This window comes from Micromonospora phaseoli (genome assembly GCF_900109115.1).
Taxonomy (GTDB): Bacteria; Actinomycetota; Actinomycetes; order Mycobacteriales; family Micromonosporaceae; genus Micromonospora; species Micromonospora phaseoli.
In genome coordinates this window covers 342,060-356,739 of the sequence record NZ_FNYV01000001.1, presented here as the reverse complement: position 1 = coordinate 356,739, position 14,680 = coordinate 342,060, and the positions used below count along the sequence as shown (strand labels likewise).

The window sequence follows — 14,680 nt, the reverse complement described above, 5'->3', positions numbered from 1 at the left end:
CCGTATGGTCACGGTCGGCGATAGGCGCTCGACGCGCACCGGGGCGCACCTGTGACAATGCCCGGAGAAACTTGGCTGCGCCGTGGCGGCGCCCGGGAAACTGCTCCTGGGTGCCGGGAGAACGAGGATGGGCACATGAGCGACTGGACTGCCTTCGGACGGGTGGACGCGGACGGCACCGTTTACGTCAAGACCGCCGAGGGCGAGCGGGTGGTCGGATCCTGGCAGGCGGGGGCTCCAGAGGAGGGTCTGGCACATTTCGCACGCCGCTTCGCCGATCTGGTGACCGAGGTGAATCTGACCGAAGCACGGCTCAACTCCGGCGCGGCGGACGCCAACCACTCGCTCGCCACCATCCGGCGGCTCCGCACCTCGCTGGCCGAGGCCCATGTGGTCGGAGACATCGACGCGTTGGCGACCCGACTCGACAAGCTCGCCATCGTGGCCGAGGAGAAGGCCGCGCAGGCCCGGGTCGCCAAGGAGGCCGCCCGCGCCGAGGCCCTCGCGCGCAAGACCACCCTGGTGGAGGAGGCCGAGAAGCTGGCCGCCGAGTCGACCGGCTGGAAGACCGCCGGTGACCGGTTGAAGGAGATCCTCGACGAGTGGAAGACCATCCGCGGGGTCGACAAGAAGACCGACGGCGAGCTGTGGAAGCGGTTCGCCGCCGCCCGGGACGGCTTCACCCGCCGCCGGGGCGCCCACTTCGCCTCGCTCGACGGGCAGCGCAAGCAGGCGCAGACCGTCAAGGAGGAGCTGGTCGCCGAGGCCGAGAAGATCTCCGAGTCCACCGACTGGGCGACGACGGCCAACCAGCTCAAGGACCTGATGAACCAGTGGAAGGCCGCGCCGCGCGCCTCGAAGGAGGCCGAGCAGCGGCTGTGGGAACGGTTCCGCGCCGCGCAGGACGCCTTCTTCACCCGGCGCAGCGAGGTCTTCTCCGCTCGGGACAACGAGCAGCGCGCCAACCTGGAGCGTAAGCAGGCGCTGCTCGCCGAGGCCGAGGCGCTCGACGTCGACGGCGACCCCAAGGGCGCCCAGGCCAAGCTGCGCGAGATCCAGGCACAGTGGCACGAGGCCGGTCGGGTGCCGCGCGAGGCGGCCGCCGGCCTGGAGCGCCGACTGCGCGCCATCGACGAGAAGGTCCGCGAGGTGATGGACTCGGCCTGGCGGCGGACCACCCGCGAGGACAACCCGCTGCTGGCCCAGATGCGGACGCAGGTCGCGGAGGCCGAGGAGCGGCTGTCCCGGGCCCAGGCCGCCGGTGACACCCGGCGGATCAAGGAGGCCGAGCAGGCGCTGGCCTCGAAGCGTCAGTTCCTCCAGTTGGCCGAACAGGCCGGCTGAGCCGGACACCTCGAAGGCCCTCGGTCCGCACCGCGGACCGAGGGCCTTCGTACGTCCGGCCGCTGGTCAGGGCGATGTGAACGTACGACATTTACATCGACGTCAATCTGTGGTTATCTGGGGAAAGCGCTTGCCGTCTTCTTCTGCGGGCGTCGCGCACGGGAGCCATTCCGACCAGTTCATCCGACGGCAGGGCGCATCCTGCGACCGCCACGGCATCGCTGCCCTGGGCACGGCAGCCTCCAGTGTCGAGGCGTACCCCTGCCGACTCCACCGGACGACGCATCCAGGCGTACCCACGGCTTTGTACCACCATCCACCCCGCCGGGGCCGCCCGCGTCGCGGACGCATCCGGGCCGGCGCCGGCAGCCGGTCCACGACGTGCCGACGCGTCGTCCGACCCGTTCCACGTACTCGAGGATGAGGAGAACGACCGTGCTTGCAATCGTCAAGCGTCGCCTGACGCGACGGCTGGCGGCGCTGGCCGCGACGGCAGTCGCGCTGCCCGCGGCCGCCGTCGCGGTGGCCGTCACCCCGGCTGCGGCGGCCACCGTCGACACCGGCGCGTACTACGTGTTCGTCAACCGCAACAGCGGCAAGGCGATGGACCTGTGGAACTGGTCCACCTCCGACGGCGGCGAGATCCGGCAGTTCACCCGCAGCGACGGCAACAACCAGCAGTTCCAGTTCGTCGACGTGGGCAGCGGCTACTACCAGCTACGCAACCGGCACTCCGGCAAGGTCGTCACGGTGCCCAACTCGAACGACGGCGTCCAGGTCACCCAGGTCACGGCGAGCAGCGACACCAAGCAGCACTTCCGACTCGTGGACTCCGCCAACGGCGACGTCCGGTTCGTCAACCGGCACAGCAACAAGGCCCTCGAGGTGTGGCAGTGGTCCACCGCCGACGGCGGGGTCGTCTCGCAGTACGCCGACCTGGACGGCGCCAACCAGCGGTGGCAGCTGGTCCGGTTGGGCGGCGGCAGCACTCCCACTCCCCCGCCCAACCCGGCTCCGCAGACCGGGCTGGTCGGCTGGGCCACCCAGAACGGCGGCACCACCGGCGGCGGCAACACCGGTGCCACCACGGTCACCAGCGCGTCGGCGTTGACCAGCGCGCTCAACTCCACGAACGCGGCGGTCATCCGGGTCTCCGGCACCATCAACTGCTCGGGAATGCTGCGGGTCCGGTCCAACAAGACCATCCTCGGCAACGCGGGCGCCACGATCGCCGGCTGCGGCTTCACCATCAACGGTGACCGCAACGTGATCATCCGGAACCTGACCTTCCGGAACTGGGGCGACGACGCGATCAATGTGGAGCAGTCGGCGACCAACATCTGGATCGACCACAACAGCTTCACCGCCGGATACGACGGCGCGGTCGACATCAAGCGGGGCTCCGACTTCATCACCGTGTCGTGGAACCGCGTCTTCGGTCACGACAAGTCGATGCTGCTCGGGCACAGCGACGACAACGCCAGCCAGGACGTCGGGAGGCTGCGGGTCTCCTACCACCACAACTGGTTCGACGGCAGCAACCAGCGCCACCCCCGGGTCCGCTTCGGCAACCCGGTGCACGTCTACAACAACTACTACAGCAACGTGCGCGGCTACGGCGTGGCGTCCACGATGAACGCCGGCGTGCTGGTCGAGGGCAACTACTTCGAGAACACCCCGGACCCGTACCACCTGGGTGAGGGCAGCTCCGGCCCCGGCTCGCTGGTGGCCCGCAACAACCACTTCGTCAACTCGGGCAGCGGGCAGACCGGCGGCAGCGTGGCCGGCATCCCGTACTCGTACACCCTGGACACCCCGAGCAACGTCAAGTCGATCGTGACGGGCGGTGCGGGCGCCGGTCGGATCTCGGTCTGACCGCGCGGGACGGTCGGGGCCCGGCACGCCGTGCCCCGACCGGCTCAGAGCGCGACGGCGCAGCCGGTCGTGGGTTCGGACGCCACGGCCGGCGCGCCGATCGTGGGCAGCCCCAGCAGCACCCCGGGGGTACGCGGCGAACGTCCCGCCTCGGCTGCGTCACCGGCCCGGGTGCGCCGGTGCGACAGCGGCTCACCGTCGGCGTTGAGGTGGTGCGGCGCGGCGTAGGTGATCGTGGTGTGCACGATGTCGCCCGGACGGATCGACCCGACGTGCGAGCCGGCGTCGAAGTGCACCAGGCGACCGTCGCGGGCCCGGCCGGACATCCGGCCGGTGCGCTCGTCCTTGCGCCCCTCCCCGACGGCGACCAGCACCTCGACGGTCTCGCCGACCAGCTTCTTATTCTCCGCCCAGGTGATCTCCTCGACGCAGGCGATCAACCGCTCGTAACGCTCCTGCACGACCTGCTTGGGCAGTTGGCCGTCCATGGTCGCGGCCGGCGTGCCGGGGCGCTTGGAGTACTGGAAGGTGAAGGCGGAGGAGAACCGCGACTCGCGCACCACGTCCAGGGTGCGCTCGAAATCCGCCTCGGTCTCGCCGGGGAAGCCGACGATGATGTCGGTGGTGATCGCCGCGTCCGGCATCGCCGCGCGAACCTTGGCGATGATGCCCAGGTACCTCTCCGACCGGTACGACCGGCGCATCGCGCGCAGCACGTCGTCGGAGCCGGACTGCAGGGGCATGTGCAGCGAGTGGCAGACGTTCGGCGTCTCGGCCATCGCCGCGATCACGTCGTCGGTGAAGTCCTTCGGGTGCGGGCTGGTGAACCGGACCCGCTCCAGCCCGTCGATCTCACCGCAGGCGCGCAACAATTTCCCGAACGCGTACCGGTCGCCGAACTCGACGCCGTAGGAGTTGACGTTCTGCCCGAGCAGGGTCACCTCCAGCACGCCCTCGTCGACCAGCGCCCGCACCTCGCCGAGGATGTCGCCGGGGCGGCGGTCCTTCTCCTTGCCCCGCAGCGCCGGCACGATGCAGAAGGTGCAGGTGTTGTTGCAGCCGACCGAGATCGACACCCACCCGGCGTAGGTGGACTCGCGGCGGGTCGGCAGCGTGGAGGGGAAGACGTCGAGGGATTCGAGGATCTCCACCTCGGCGGCGGCGTTGTGCCGGGCCCGCTCCAGCAGCACCGGCAGCGACCCGATGTTGTGGGTGCCGAACACGACGTCGACCCAGGGCGCCCTGCGGACGATCTCGCCCCGGTCCTTCTGGGCCAGGCAACCACCGACCGCGATCTGCATCCCCGGGTGCCGGTTCTTGACCGGACGCAGATGACCGAGGTTGCCGTAGAGTCGGTTGTCGGCGTTCTCGCGGACCGCACAGGTGTTGAACACCACCACGTCCGGGGTGTCGTCGGCGTCGCCCGCACGGACATAGCCGGCCTGCTCCAGCAGGCCGGAGAGGCGCTCGGAATCGTGCACGTTCATCTGGCAGCCGTAGGTTCGCACCTGGTAGGTGCGCGGGCTGCCCGCCGCTGCGGTAGTCATGACGTGCACAGCGTATCCGGACCCGACGGGTCGGGCGGAACGAGGAGGAGCCATGTGCCGGAGCATCAAGACCCTGCGTGAGCCGTACACCCCGCAGGTCACCGACGCGGACGTGCAGGCCGCGGCGTTGCAGTACGTCCGGAAGATCTCCGGGTTCCGGGCGCCGGCGGCGCACAACGCCGAGGCGTTCGACGCCGCGGTGGCCACGGTCGCCGCGGCCACCCGCACCCTGCTCGACGAGCTGGTGGTCCGCGGCGCCCGCCAGGGGTAGGCGCTTCAGGCCGCGGCGAGGGCCGGGTTCACCGAGTCGGGCGCCCACCGGGAGCGGTGGCAGCGCGACCAGCCCCGGCAGCGCGGATCCGCCTCGGTACAGAGCCGTCGCTCGCTGAGCACCTCGCCGTCGTCGGTCTCCCGCACGTCGAAGTGGACCGGACGGATGCTGCCGTCGGGGGCGACCAGCAGATGCCGGGTGTCGTCGAGCGTGTCGTCACGCAGCAGGCAGTTGCGGTCGAGCAGCCGGGCCAGCGCCGCGACGCTGGGCAGCTCGGGCAACCCGTCGGGCACGCCGTAGCAGTCCACGATCGTGGCGAACTCCCCCGGCGCCTGCCACACGTCGCAGACCACCGCGTACGCCGGCAGCCGGGCCGGGTCCGCCACCGCCAGCGGCATCACCACCCGACCGATCGCGTCGGCCAGCGCCGGGTAGACCTCCACCGGTCGTACCCGGTCGATTCTCCAGTTCCACAGCTCGGTCATGCCGCCTCCTCGCTGTGCTCGTCCCACCGGCCTCCGGATCGGGCCTTACAAACGATGGTGGGGGGCATTTGCCCCGAAGCAGGGGCAAGTTACCGGTCTGTGACCATTCTGGGCAGAATTTCCCTGAGCCTCATCGCTCGGAGTAGCGGGAAGACGACAGTTTATCGGGTACGGTGCGCGTTACTCAGCGCAACACGAGCCGATGTTCTCCCTCGGGCAGCAGCTCACCGATCACCGGCGCACCGGGGATCTCCCCGGCCACCAGCAGTCCACCGGAGGTCTGCGCGTCGGCCAGCAGCAGCCGGTCCGCCTCGCCGGCCGCGCCGAAGTCGGTCCACGGCGTCACCCACTCAAGGTTGCGGCGGGACCCGCCGCTGACATACCCGTCGCGGACCGCCTCCCGGGCGCCGGCCAGGTACGGCACCCGGGCGATGTCGATCGCCACGGTCAACCGGCTGGCCCGAGCCAGCTTCGAGGCGTGACCAAGCAGACCGAACCCGGTCACGTCGGTGCCACAGCGCACTCCCGCCGCCACCGCCGCCCGTGCCGCGTCACGATTCAGCGTGGTCATCGCGGCTACCGCCTCGGGAAAGCTCTCGCCGGTGGTCTTGTGCCGGGTGTTGAGCACGCCGACCCCGAGCGGCTTGGTCAACGACAGCGGCAGCCCGGCCCGCCCCGCGTCCAGGGTGATCAGCTCCGCCGGCCGGACCAGCCCGGTGACGGCCAGGCCGTACTTCGGGCCGTCGTCGTCCACGCTGTGCCCGCCGGCCAGGTGGCAACCGGCGTCACCGGCCACGTCCCGACCGCCGCGCAACACCTCCCGGGCCAACTCCAGCGGCAGCACCTCGCGCGGCCAGCAGAGCAGGTTGAGCGCGACCAGCGGGCTGCCACCCATCGCGTACACGTCCGACAGGGCGTTGGTGGCGGCGATCCGCCCCCAGTCGTAGGCGTCGTCGACCACCGGGGTGAAGAAGTCCGCGGTGGTCACCACGCCGGTGTGCTCGTCCAGCCGGACCACCGCGGCGTCGTCGCCATGTTCCAGGCCGACCAGCAGGTCGGCGGCACCGGCCCTGCCGACCAGCAGGTCGGCGGCGCCGGCGGCGGGGCCGAGTCCGGCCACCATCGCCTCCAGCTCGCCGGGCGGGATCTTGCACGCGCAACCGCCGCCGCGGGCGTACCGGGTCAACCGCACGGGCTCGGCCATCCCCTCATGATCTCCGTCACGCCACTCGGGCGCCACCCGTAGCGAGCATTTTCGGACTCCCGGGCCCGATCCACGACGGTGTTACCGCTCCGTGACCATCTCGGTTGTGTTCCGCCACGTCACCCCGCCTACAGTGGCCGCTATCCGGGGGTCAACCGACTCCCGAGAGCGACGAGGGGGCGACGTGACGACGGGCGAACCGCTCATCGTGCTGGACTCGGTCAACAAGTGGTTCGGTCCGCTGCACGTGCTGGACGACGTCTCACTGTCGGTGGGTCGGGGCGAGGTCGTGGTGGTGATCGGCCCGTCCGGTTCCGGCAAGTCGACCCTGTGCCGCGCGATCAACCGGCTGGAGCCGATCAACTCCGGCACCATCACCTTCGACGGCCAGACACTGCCGGCCGAGGGCAAGGCCCTGGCCAAGCTGCGCAGCGAGGTCGGCATGGTGTTCCAGTCGTTCAACCTCTTCGCGCACAAGACGATCCTGGAGAACGTCACCCTCGGCCCGATCAAGGTGCGCGGCGAGAAGCCGGCGGCGGCCCGTGAGCGGGGCCTCGCCCTGCTCGACCGGGTCGGCATCGCCAACCAGGCCGACAAGTTCCCGGCTCAGCTCTCCGGCGGCCAGCAGCAGCGCGCCGCGATCGCCCGCGCCCTGGCCATGCGGCCCAAGGCGATGCTCTTCGACGAGCCCACCAGCGCGCTGGACCCTGAGATGGTCGGCGAGGTGCTGGACGTGATGACCTCGTTGGCCCGCGACGGCATGACCATGGTCGTGGTCACCCACGAGATGGGCTTCGCCCGGCACGCGGCGAACCGGGTCATCTTCATGGCCGACGGCAAGCTCGTCGAGGACGCCGCTCCGGCGGAGTTCTTCGCGAACCCGCGCAGCGAGCGTGCCAAGGACTTCCTCTCCAAAATCCTCACCCACTAGGCGTCCGGTAGCGGAGCGGCCGTGACCCGGCAGGCTCCAGTCGAAGAAGGAGAAACAAGTATGCGAATTAAGCGGATTGCGGCAGTCGCCGCGGTTGCCGGCCTCGCGGTCGCGATGACCGCCTGCGGCGGGGACAGCGACGAGGGCGGCTCCGGCACGGGCGCCGGTGGCATCGTGAGCAAGGCCGAGAGCCAGAAGAAGCTGGTCATCGGCGTCAAGGCCGACCAGCCGGGCCTGGGCCTGCAGACCGGCAGCCAGTACGAGGGCTTCGACGTCGAGATCGGAAAGATCATCGCCAAGGGCCTCGGTGTCGAGGAGAGCGGCATCGAGTGGAAGACCACCGTGACGGCCAACCGTGAGCCCTTCATCGAGCAGGGCACGGTCGACCTCGTGGTCGCCACCTACACCATCAACGACGAGCGTAAGCAGAAGGTCAACTTCGCTGGCCCGTACTACATCGCCGGCCAGGACCTGCTGGTCAAGTCGGACTCGACGCTCACCGGCCCGGACCAGCTGGCGGGCAAGACGGTCTGCTCGGTGACCGGCTCGACCCCGGCCAAGCGGATCACCGAGAACTACCCGGACGCTCAGCTGGAGCAGTTCGACGCGTACTCCAAGTGCCTGCCGCTGCTCGAGGGCGGCCAGGTCGACGCGGTGACCACCGACGACATCATCCTCGCCGGCTACGCCGCGCAGGACCAGTACGCCGGCAAGTTCAAGGTCGTCGGCAGCACCTTCTCCGACGAGCCGTACGGCATCGGCCTGAAGAAGGACGACACCGCCGGCTGCGAGAAGGTCAACGAGATCCTCAAGGCCGCCGCCGAGGACGGCAGCTACAAGGCCGCCTGGGACGCCACCCTGGGCAAGAGCGGCACCCCCGCGCCCGAGCTGGACACCACCAAGCTGACCCACTGCGGCGCTGTCTGACCGGTAACGGAGCCGGCATCCCGTCGGGGTGCCGGCTCCGGCCTGTCGCCGACCGCCATTACGTGCCCCGGGAGCCGAAGCATGCACGTATTCGCTGATCCGACGAACTTCGACGCGTACGTGTCGGGCTTCCTCTGGATCCTCAAGCTGACCGGCGCGTCCGCGGTCATCGCGCTGGTGATCGGCGTGCTGCTGGCCGCGATGCGGGTCTCCCCCGTACCCGTACTGCGCGGCTTCGGCGCGGCCTGGGTCAACATCTTCCGCAACACCCCGCTCACCCTGGTCGTCTTCTTCTGCTACTTCGGCCTGTACGTCACCCTCGGGCTGAGCCTGTCGCAGGAACTCGACCTCAACCGCTACTGGCTCGGTGTGATCGGCCTGTCGACGTACACCTCCGCATTCGTCTGCGAGGCGGTGCGTTCCGGCATCAACACGGTGCCGGCCGGGCAGGCCGAGGCGGCCCGGGCGATCGGGCTGTCCTTCGCGCAGACCCTACGGATCGTGGTGCTGCCGCAGGCCGCGCGCTCGGTGATCGCGCCGTTCGGCAGCATCCTGATCGCGCTCTGCAAGAACGCCACCATCGTCGGGACGATCGGCCTGCTGGAGTCCTCCAACATCATGAAGGACCTGATCAACAGCAACGGTGACGCGGTCATCCCGATCTTCCTGGTCTTCGCCGGCACCTTCGCCGCACTCCTCATCCCCACCGGCTACTTCTTCGGCTGGCTGGCCAACCGTCTGGCGGTGAAGCGCTGATGAGCACCGGCAGCATCCTCTACGACCACCCGGGGCCACGGGCCCGAGCCCGCAACGCGGTGCTCAGCGTGATCTTCGGCATCGCGCTGCTCGGACTGCTCTACTGGATCTACACCAAGTTCGACCAGGCGAACCAGTGGGAGCCCCGACTGTGGGAGCCGTTCACCCGGTCGGCCACCTGGACCCAGTTCATCCTGCCGGGCCTCTGGGCGACCCTCAAGGCGGCCGGCGTCGGCATGGTGCTGTCGCTGGCCTTCGGCATCGTCTTCTCCTTCGGCCGGCTCTCCGACCACTGGTGGATCAGCGTGCCGGCCGGCGCGGTGGTGGAGTTCTTCCGGGCCGTACCGCTGCTGCTCATGATCTTCTTCATCTTCTACGGCGTGCCGTTCCTCATCCAGGGCCCGGTCACCGCCTTCTGGGCCGTGGTGATCGGCCTGACCCTCTACAACGGGTCGGTGCTGGCCGAGGCGTTCCGGGCCGGCATCCGGTCCATACCCAGCGGCCAGTCCGAGGCGGCCTACGCGATCGGCATGCGCAAGAACCAGGTGATGCGCATAATCCTGCTCCCGCAGGCCGCCCGCGCCATGCTGCCGATCATCGTCAGTCAGCTGGTGGTGCTGCTCAAGGACACCGCGCTCGGCTACATCGTGGCCTACCCCGAGCTGCTCCAGCGCGGTGTCAACGACCTCTCCGCCAACTACGGCAACATCATCGCTGCCGCCATGGTGATCGCGGTCATCTACATCGTCATCAATTCCCTGCTCACCTGGTTCGCCGGCTGGCTGGACCAACGCAGCCGCGTCCGGGCCTTCCGGATACCGAGACAGACCGGACCGGCCGCCACCGCTGGCGCCACCCCGGGCGGCGACGGCACGGCGGTCGAGCCGCAAGGCTGAGCGGGGGTACCCGCAGCATGATGCGGCGCCGGCCAGAATTGGCCGGCGCCGCATCGCGTACTCCCTGGCGCTCGCCGCAAGCGCGGCGCTCGCTTTGAGCGTGCGTTAATAGGGGGCCCTTGCTATGCACGAGGCGTTAATAAGGGGCCCTTCCTTACATCTCAGCGGGCGATCTCGGTGACGCGGGACTCGCGTACCACCGTCACTCGGATCTGGCCGGGATAGGTCAGCTCCTCCTCGATCTGCTTCGCCACGTCCCGGGCCAGCACCGCCGCGCCGATGTCGTCGACGTCGTCGGGCTTGACCATCACCCGGATCTCCCGGCCCGCCTGCATGGCGAAGACCTTCTCGACGCCGAGCTTGCCGGCTGCGATCTCCTCGATCCGTTCCAGCCGCTTGACGTACGCCTCCAGGCTCTCCCGCCGCGCCCCCGGCCGGCCACCGGAGCAGGCGTCGGAGGCCTGGGTGAGCACCGCCTCGACGGTCTGCGGCGGCACCTCGTTGTGGTGCGCCTCGATGGCGTGCACCACGTCCTCACTCTCGCCGTACTTGCGAGCCACATCAGCGCCGATGATCGCGTGGCTGCCCTCGACCTCGTGGGTGAGCGCCTTGCCGATGTCGTGCAGGAACGCCGATCGTTTGATCAGCGGCACGTCCAGGCGCAGCTCGGCGGCCATGATGCCGGCGATGTGAGCGGTCTCCACCAGGTGCTTGAGCACGTTCTGCCCGTACGACGTGCGGTAGCGCAGCCGACCCAGCAGCGTGACCAGCTCCGGGTGGATCTCGGTGATGCCGACCGTGACCAGGGCATCCTCGGCGGCCCGCTGGCACAGCTGATCCACCTCCTGCCGGGCCAGCTCGTGCACCTCCTCGATCCGGTGCGGATGGATCCGGCCGTCCAGCACCAGCTTCTCCAGCGTCAGCCGGCCGACCTCCCGGCGTACCGGGTCGAAGCAGGACAGCAGCACCGCCTCGGGAGTGTCGTCGATGATCAGGTTGACGCCGGTGACGGACTCGAAGGCCCGGATGTTGCGGCCCTCACGACCGATGATCCGCCCCTTCATCTCGTCGCCCGGCAGGTGCAGCACGCTCACCACGCTCTCGGCCGTCTGCTCACTGGCCACCCGCTGGATGGCGTCGACCACGATGTGCCGGGCCCGCTGCTCGGCCGTGGACCGGGCGTCGGACTCGATGTCTCGTACCAGCAGGGCGGCCTCCCGCTTGGCCTGGGTCTCGATCACCTCGATCAGCTCGGCCCGCGCGGCGTCGGCGGTCAGCCCGGCGACCCGCTCCAACTCGCGCCGCCGCTGGTTCTCCGACTCGGTCAGCTCCTCCTCGCGGGCGGTGAGCGCCGCCTCGCGGGCGGCCAGGGCGGCACTCGCCGCGGTCAACTGGCGTTCCCGCTCGGCGAGCCGCTCCACCTCCTCGGTGTGCAGTCGCTCCCGCTCATCCATCCGGGTGGCCCGGCGCTCCACCTCGACTGCCTGCTCGCGGGTGGTCGCGGCGAGTACCGCCACCTCCCGCTCACCGCTGCGCCGGGCCGTGGTGCGCAACTGCTCGGCGTCCGCTTCGGCCTGCTTGTGCGCCCGTTCGAGCACCGTGTCCGCCTCGGCGCGGGCGTCGTCGAGCACTCGGCGTGCCTCTGCTCGGGCCGCCTTCGCCTCCGCCTTGGCGGCCGCCGCCTCCGTTCGGGCCGCCGCGGCGGCCGACTTCGCCACGTCGATGGTGCTGTTGACCTCGTCCGCGGCGGTACGCAGTGCGGCCAGGGACTGCTCCTGACGGTCCTTCTCGGCGACGTACGCCGGGTCCTCCGGTGCCGGGCGCGCCTGCAACCCGCGCAGCACCCGAAGCCCGAGGAAGAGCGCACCGAGCACCACCAGGGTCAGCACCAGCACGGACGCGAGGAGCACGACGTCGAAGGCGCTCATGCCGCCGCTCCAGCCGCCGGATCCTGCTCACCGTCGTCACTGGTCCGCGACTCCGCTGCGCCGGCAGCCGGCTGCCGGCTCATGCCGGGACTCCGGTGGACCTGTTTCGCCTCGCCATGGCGCGCCTCCCCTGAACCGTCGCGCCGCAGCAGCTGCCGGTGGGCAGACTCCTGCGGCTCTGGACGCCCGACCGGAGCGCCTGGCCGTGGGGTGGCTTCCTCCGCCGACGGTGCCCCAGGGGACGTCGGCGGGCCGGGTGCAGTGTCACGCGAGCACCGGACCGGCCTGTCCGGAGCTGGCGTACGCGGCCGAGGTGCCGGCCAAAGTGATGCTGTTCTGTTACGGGATCTATGTTGTGCGCTTAGCCTGCGCTTGGTCGGGCAATGTGAGCCTTTATGGCGAGGCTAGGTCTCAACCGGCCTCCGGTCAAGAACTCATGATCAAACCACCCGGACGGAGAGAAGTTGCATAATCACTCTCCGTCTATGAACACTCGGACTTGAGTGGGCAAAAAAGACGAACAACCAGCCCGGTGGCCACTCATCCTGGCTGGTCACCCCCCACCCCGCCACCCGTCACCCGGCCAACCCGGCCGGGCCGACGACCGCCGAGCGTAAGCGCTGCCGAGATCACGCTCGATCCCGGATCGAGTGGTCATCAAGCCTGCGGGATGCCACTCGATAAATGATCGAGCCCGATCTCGCGGGCCGGCGGGCGACATACCGGGCGTGGCGCACCGGCCAACCCGACCGGCGGCGCCGGTGGGTGGGATCGCCGGGTCAGCGATCGATCTCGCCCTCGGCGTCGGCGAGGGCGTCGGCGTCGATCTGCTCGGCGAACTCGGCCGCCTCGGCACTCTGCGCGGCGAGCGCGTCCTTCACGGCCCGGATCGAGACGCCCGGCGGGTAGCCCTTACGGGCCAGCATGCCGACCAGCCGCCGGAACACCGCGTCCGGCTCGCCACGGGCGGTACGCAGCTTGCGCTCCACCAGGGCGCGGGCGGTCTCCGCCTCGGTGGTCTCGTCCAACTCGCCGAGCGCTTCGCTGGCGGTGTCGCCGTCGACGCCGCGCTGACGCAGCTCGTTGGCGAGTGCCCGGCGAGCCAGCCCGCGACCGGCGTGCCGACTGGCCACCCAGGCCCGGGCGAAGGCGGCGTCGTCGATGATGCCGACCTCGTCGTAGCGGTCGAGGACTCCCGCAGCGGTCTCCTCGGAGATGCCCCGCCTGGCCAACGCGGTGGCCAACTCCGCGCGGGTGCGGGGGCGGACCGCGAGCTGCCGCAGGCAGATCTCCCGGGCCACCTCGGCCTCGTCGCGAGGTGCGGCCGAGGTGGTTGCGTCGTCCTCGTTGCCGGCGGCGCGACGGCCTCGGCGGGGACGGGGCGTGGCGTCACCCGTGCGGGGCGGGCTGGCATCCCAGCCCCGCCCCGTACGAGCACGTCGTCCTGCCACGACCTAAGGATCAGAAGTCGACCGGCGGCAGCTCCGGGCCACCGGCGGCGTCGCCGGCGCCGACCCCGACGCCGAGCTTCTCCAGGATCTTCTTCTCGATCTCGGCGGCCACGTCCGGGTTCTCCCGGAGGAACTCGCGGGCCTTCTCCTTGCCCTGGCCGAGCTGGTCACCGTCGTAGGTGTACCAGGCACCGGACTTGCGGATGATCGACTGCTCGACACCGACGTCGATCAGCGAGCCCTCGCGGGAGATGCCCTTGCCGTACATGATGTCGAACTCGGCCTGCTTGAACGGAGCCGCGACCTTGTTCTTCACGACCTTCACCCGGGTGCGGTTACCGACCACGTCGGTGCCGTCCTTCAGGCTCTCGATGCGCCGCACGTCGAGCCGGACCGAGGCGTAGAACTTCAGCGCCCGCCCACCGGTCGTCGTTTCGGGACTGCCGAACATGACGCCGATCTTCTCGCGGAGCTGGTTGATGAAGATCGCGGTGGTGCCGGTGTTGTTGAGCACGCCGGTGATCTTCCGCAGCGCCTGGCTCATCAGCCGGGCCTGCAGACCGACGTGGCTGTCGCCCATCTCGCCCTCGATCTCGGCGCGCGGCACCAGGGCCGCCACCGAGTCGATCACGATGATGTCGATCGCGCCGGAGCGGACCAGCATGTCGACGATCTCCAGCGCCTGCTCGCCGGTGTCCGGCTGAGAGACCAGCAGGGCGTCGGTGTCGACGCCGAGGGCCTTGGCGTAATCCGGGTCGAGCGCGTGCTCGGCGTCGATGAAGGCGGCGATGCCGCCGGCCCGCTGTGCGTTGGCCACGGCGTGCAGCGCGACCGTGGTCTTACCGCTGCTCTCCGGACCGTAGACCTCGACCACCCGGCCACGGGGCAGACCGCCCACGCCGAGCGCCACGTCGAGGGCGATGGAACCGGTGGGAATGACCGAGGTCTGGATGACCGGCCGCTCCCCCAGGCGCATCACTGAACCCTTGCCGAACTGCTTGTCGATCTGAGCGAGAGCAAGGTCGAGCGCCTTCTCCCGGTCAGGACCTGCCGCCATCGTTGCCA

Annotated in this window: 13 protein-coding genes; 7 read left to right on the top strand and 6 right to left on the bottom strand. The window is 69.9% G+C overall.

The window, feature by feature from the left end:
- The first annotated feature begins 135 nt into the window (after positions 1-135).
- Positions 136-1,344 carry a DUF349 domain-containing protein gene (locus BMY89_RS01635; protein WP_092373835.1) on the top strand — a complete coding sequence of 403 codons (1,209 nt, stop codon included), beginning with the start codon at positions 136-138 and terminating at the stop codon, positions 1,342-1,344.
- Between the two features lie 435 nt (positions 1,345-1,779).
- Complete coding sequence (locus tag BMY89_RS01630) at positions 1,780-3,219, top strand: pectate lyase family protein (RefSeq protein ID WP_092373833.1); 1,440 nt, start codon at positions 1,780-1,782, stop codon at positions 3,217-3,219.
- Positions 3,220-3,263: 44 nt separating this feature from the next.
- Here the strand turns inward: BMY89_RS01630 and miaB are convergent, their stop codons facing one another.
- Positions 3,264-4,766, bottom strand: a complete 1,503-nt coding sequence (miaB, locus tag BMY89_RS01625) for a tRNA (N6-isopentenyl adenosine(37)-C2)-methylthiotransferase MiaB (protein ID WP_092373831.1) — start codon at positions 4,764-4,766, stop codon at positions 3,264-3,266.
- Between the two features lie 52 nt (positions 4,767-4,818).
- On the opposite strand from miaB, the gene BMY89_RS01620 reads away from it, so the two are divergent.
- Positions 4,819-5,037 (top strand): DUF2277 domain-containing protein, encoded by a 219-nt coding sequence (locus BMY89_RS01620; protein ID WP_092373829.1) that lies wholly within the window; start codon positions 4,819-4,821, stop codon positions 5,035-5,037.
- A gap of 5 nt (positions 5,038-5,042) precedes the next feature.
- Here the strand turns inward: BMY89_RS01620 and BMY89_RS01615 are convergent, their stop codons facing one another.
- Together BMY89_RS01615 and selD are read right to left on the bottom strand one after the other, a co-directional pair.
- Positions 5,043-5,522, bottom strand: a complete 480-nt coding sequence (locus BMY89_RS01615; RefSeq protein ID WP_092373827.1) for a hypothetical protein — start codon at positions 5,520-5,522, stop codon at positions 5,043-5,045.
- Between the two features lie 184 nt (positions 5,523-5,706).
- Positions 5,707-6,726, bottom strand: coding sequence for a selenide, water dikinase SelD (gene selD, locus BMY89_RS01610; RefSeq protein WP_092373825.1), 1,020 nt, complete (start codon positions 6,724-6,726; stop codon positions 5,707-5,709).
- 184 nt (positions 6,727-6,910) lie between these two features.
- On the opposite strand from selD, the gene BMY89_RS01605 reads away from it, so the two are divergent.
- From BMY89_RS01605 to BMY89_RS01590, 4 genes are all read left to right on the top strand, one after another.
- Positions 6,911-7,657 (top strand): amino acid ABC transporter ATP-binding protein, encoded by a 747-nt coding sequence (locus tag BMY89_RS01605; RefSeq protein ID WP_092373823.1) that lies wholly within the window; start codon positions 6,911-6,913, stop codon positions 7,655-7,657.
- Between the two features lie 60 nt (positions 7,658-7,717).
- The gene (locus BMY89_RS01600) at positions 7,718-8,584 is read left to right on the top strand and encodes a glutamate ABC transporter substrate-binding protein (RefSeq protein ID WP_092373821.1); all 867 of its coding nucleotides are present in this window, start codon (positions 7,718-7,720) and stop codon (positions 8,582-8,584) included.
- Between the two features lie 81 nt (positions 8,585-8,665).
- On the top strand, positions 8,666-9,340 hold the full coding sequence (locus tag BMY89_RS01595) for an amino acid ABC transporter permease (RefSeq protein ID WP_092373819.1): 675 nt from the start codon (positions 8,666-8,668) through the stop codon (positions 9,338-9,340).
- On the top strand, positions 9,340-10,236 hold the full coding sequence (locus tag BMY89_RS01590) for an amino acid ABC transporter permease (RefSeq protein ID WP_092373817.1): 897 nt from the start codon (positions 9,340-9,342) through the stop codon (positions 10,234-10,236). Before BMY89_RS01595 ends, BMY89_RS01590 begins: the two co-directional genes overlap by 1 nt.
- Positions 10,237-10,397: 161 nt before the next feature.
- Here the strand turns inward: BMY89_RS01590 and rny are convergent, their stop codons facing one another.
- From rny to recA, 3 genes are all read right to left on the bottom strand, one after another.
- The gene (gene rny / locus BMY89_RS01585) at positions 10,398-12,164 is read right to left on the bottom strand and encodes a ribonuclease Y (RefSeq protein WP_092373815.1); all 1,767 of its coding nucleotides are present in this window, start codon (positions 12,162-12,164) and stop codon (positions 10,398-10,400) included.
- A 779-nt stretch (positions 12,165-12,943) separates the two neighbouring features.
- Positions 12,944-13,615 (bottom strand): regulatory protein RecX, encoded by a 672-nt coding sequence (locus BMY89_RS01580; RefSeq protein WP_092373813.1) that lies wholly within the window; start codon positions 13,613-13,615, stop codon positions 12,944-12,946.
- 10 nt (positions 13,616-13,625) lie between these two features.
- A complete protein-coding gene (recA, locus tag BMY89_RS01575) occupies positions 13,626-14,672 on the bottom strand; it encodes a recombinase RecA (protein ID WP_092373811.1) in 1,047 nt (348 codons plus the stop codon).
- Positions 14,673-14,680: the final 8 nt, after the last annotated feature.

Excerpts from the sequence above, each read along its gene's own strand:
- BMY89_RS01635 (WP_092373835.1), top strand. The coding sequence starts at position 136 with ATGAGCGACTGGACTGCCTTCGGACGGGTGGACGCGGACGGCACCGTT.
- miaB (WP_092373831.1), bottom strand. The coding sequence starts at position 4,766 with ATGACTACCGCAGCGGCGGGCAGCCCGCGCACCTACCAGGTGCGAACC.
- BMY89_RS01620 (WP_092373829.1), top strand. The coding sequence starts at position 4,819 with ATGTGCCGGAGCATCAAGACCCTGCGTGAGCCGTACACCCCGCAGGTC.
- BMY89_RS01615 (WP_092373827.1), bottom strand. The coding sequence starts at position 5,522 with ATGACCGAGCTGTGGAACTGGAGAATCGACCGGGTACGACCGGTGGAG.
- selD (WP_092373825.1), bottom strand. The coding sequence starts at position 6,726 with ATGGCCGAGCCCGTGCGGTTGACCCGGTACGCCCGCGGCGGCGGTTGC.
- BMY89_RS01600 (WP_092373821.1), top strand. The coding sequence starts at position 7,718 with ATGCGAATTAAGCGGATTGCGGCAGTCGCCGCGGTTGCCGGCCTCGCG.
- BMY89_RS01595 (WP_092373819.1), top strand. The coding sequence starts at position 8,666 with ATGCACGTATTCGCTGATCCGACGAACTTCGACGCGTACGTGTCGGGC.
- BMY89_RS01590 (WP_092373817.1), top strand. The coding sequence starts at position 9,340 with ATGAGCACCGGCAGCATCCTCTACGACCACCCGGGGCCACGGGCCCGA.
- rny (WP_092373815.1), bottom strand. The coding sequence starts at position 12,164 with ATGAGCGCCTTCGACGTCGTGCTCCTCGCGTCCGTGCTGGTGCTGACC.
- recA (WP_092373811.1), bottom strand. The coding sequence starts at position 14,672 with ATGGCGGCAGGTCCTGACCGGGAGAAGGCGCTCGACCTTGCTCTCGCT.